The following is a 2,676-nucleotide window of genomic DNA, read 5'->3' as shown; positions in this document are numbered from 1 at the left end:
CAGGTAAAGTGACAGCGACGCCACCGAAGGAGGCGGCACCAGGAACGAAAGTAGATATTCCTGTAACGGTACGTTATCCAGACGGCTCAACAGATACGCCAAATGTACACATTACGGTAACGCCAAACGATGCTCAGAGTAATGACCCAGGTTACGACGATCAATCGACGAAACCGGGAGTGGCAGTAGAAGTTCCACAAACAAAAGATGGTGAATTACCATCAGGTACAACATTTGAAGGTCCGAAAGATGTACCAACAGGCTGGAAGGTAAATGTTGATCCAAATACAGGTAAGGTAACAGCGACGCCACCGAAGGAGGCGGCACCAGGTACAAAAGTGGATATTCCAGTGACGGTAAATTATCCAGATGGCTCAACAGATACGCCAAATGTACACATTACGGTAACGCCAAATGATGCTCAGAATAATGACCCAGGTTATGAAGATCAATCGACAAAACCAGGCATACCTGTGGAAGTACCACAAACAAAAGATGGCGAATTACCATCAGGTACAACGTTTGAAGGTCCGAAAGATGTACCGACAGGCTGGACAGTAACCGTAGAACCAAATACAGGTAAAGTGACAGCGACGCCACCGAAGGAGGCGGCACCAGGCACGAAAGTAGATATACCAGTAACGGTACGTTACCCAGACGGTTCAACAGATACACCAACGCTACATGTAACGGTAACGCCAAATGACGCTCAGAGTAATGACCCAGGTTATGAAGATCAATCGACAAAACCAGGCATACCTGTGGAAGTACCACAAACAAAAGACGGAGAATTACCATCAGGTACAACGTTTGAAGGTCCGAAAGATGTACCGACAGGCTGGAAGGTAAATGTTGATCCAAATACAGGTAAGGTAACAGCGACGCCACCGAAGGAGGCGGCACCAGGTGCAAAAGTGGATATTCCAGTGACGGTAAATTATCCAGATGGCTCAACAGATACGCCAAATGTACACATTACGGTAACGCCAAATGATGCTCAGAATAATGACCCAGGTTATGAAGATCAATCGACAAAACCAGGCATACCTGTGGAAGTACCACAAACAAAAGATGGCGAATTACCATCAGGTACAACATTTGAAGGTCCGAAAGATGTACCAACAGGCTGGAAAGTAAATGTTGATCCAAATACAGGTAAAGTGACAGCGACACCGCCAGAAAACGCGGAACCAGGTACGAAAGTGGATATTCCAGTAACGGTAAATTATCCAGATGGCTCGACAGATACGCCAAATGTACACATTACGGTAACGCCAAATGATGCACAAAATAACGATCCAGGTTATGAAGATCAATCGACAAAACCAGGTACACCAGTGGAAGTACCACAAACAAAAGATGGCGAATTACCATCAGGTACAACATTTGAAGGTCCGAAAGATGTACCGACAGGCTGGACAGTAACCGTAGAACCAAATACAGGTAAAGTGACAGCGACGCCACCGAAGGAGGCGGCACCAGGAACGAAAGTAGATATACCAGTAACGGTACGTTATCCAGACGGCTCAACAGATACACCAACGCTACATGTGACGGTAACGCCAAATGACGCTCAGAGTAATGATCCAGGTTATGAAGATCAATCAACAAAACCAGGCACACCAGTGGAAGTACCACAAACGAAAGATGGCGAATTACCATCAGGTACAACATTTGAAGGTCCGAAAGATGTACCGACAGGCTGGAAAGTAAATGTTGATCCAAATACAGGTAAGGTTACTGTGACGCCACCGAAGGAGGCGGCACCAGGAACGAAAGTAGATATACCAGTAACGGTACGTTATCCAGACGGCTCAACAGATACACCAACGCTACATGTGACGGTAACGCCAAATGACGCTCAGAGTAATGATCCAGGTTATGAAGATCAATCGACAAAACCAGGTACACCAGTGGAAGTACCACAAACGAAAGATGGCGAATTACCATCAGGTACAACATTTGAAGGTCCGAAAGATGTACCAACAGGCTGGAAAGTAAATGTTGATCCAAATACAGGTAAGGTTACTGTGACGCCACCTAAGGAGGCGGCACCAGGTACGAAAGTGGATATTCCGGTAACGGTACGTTACCCAGACGGTTCAACAGATACGCCAAATGTACACATTACGGTAACGCCAAATGACGCTCAGAGTAATGATCCAGGTTATGAAGATCAATCAACAAAACCAGGCACACCAGTGGAAGTACCACAAACGAAAGATGGCGAATTACCATCAGGTACAACATTTGAAGGTCCGAAAGATGTACCGACAGGCTGGACAGTAACTGTAGAACCAAATACAGGTAAAGTGACAGCGACGCCACCGAAGGAGGCGGCACCAGGTACAAAAGTGGATATTCCAGTGACGGTAAATTATCCAGATGGCTCAACAGATACACCGACGCTACACATTACGGTAACGCCAAATGACGCTCAGAGTAATGACCCAGGTTATGAAGATCAATCGACAAAACCAGGTACACCAGTGGAAGTACCACAAACGAAAGATGGCGAATTACCATCAGGTACAACATTTGAAGGTCCAAAAGATGTACCGACAGGCTGGACAGTAACTGTAGAACCAAATACAGGTAAAGTGACAGCGACGCCACCGAAGGAGGCGGCACCAGGTACAAAAGTGGATATTCCAGTGACGGTAAATTATCCAGATG

At 46.2% G+C, this 2,676-nt stretch carries 1 protein-coding gene; it reads left to right on the top strand.

The annotated features are described in order from the left end of the window. A partial coding sequence (locus N9R04_RS11225; protein ID WP_262856867.1) for a YPDG domain-containing protein occupies positions 1-2,676 on the top strand: 2,676 nt, incomplete at both ends.

Origin of the sequence: Staphylococcus marylandisciuri, assembly GCF_025519785.1 — a bacterium.
Lineage (GTDB): Bacteria > Bacillota > Bacilli > Staphylococcales > Staphylococcaceae > Staphylococcus > Staphylococcus marylandisciuri.
Note: the sequence above shows the minus strand (reverse complement) of the source record. Positions and strands in the feature narration are given on the sequence as shown.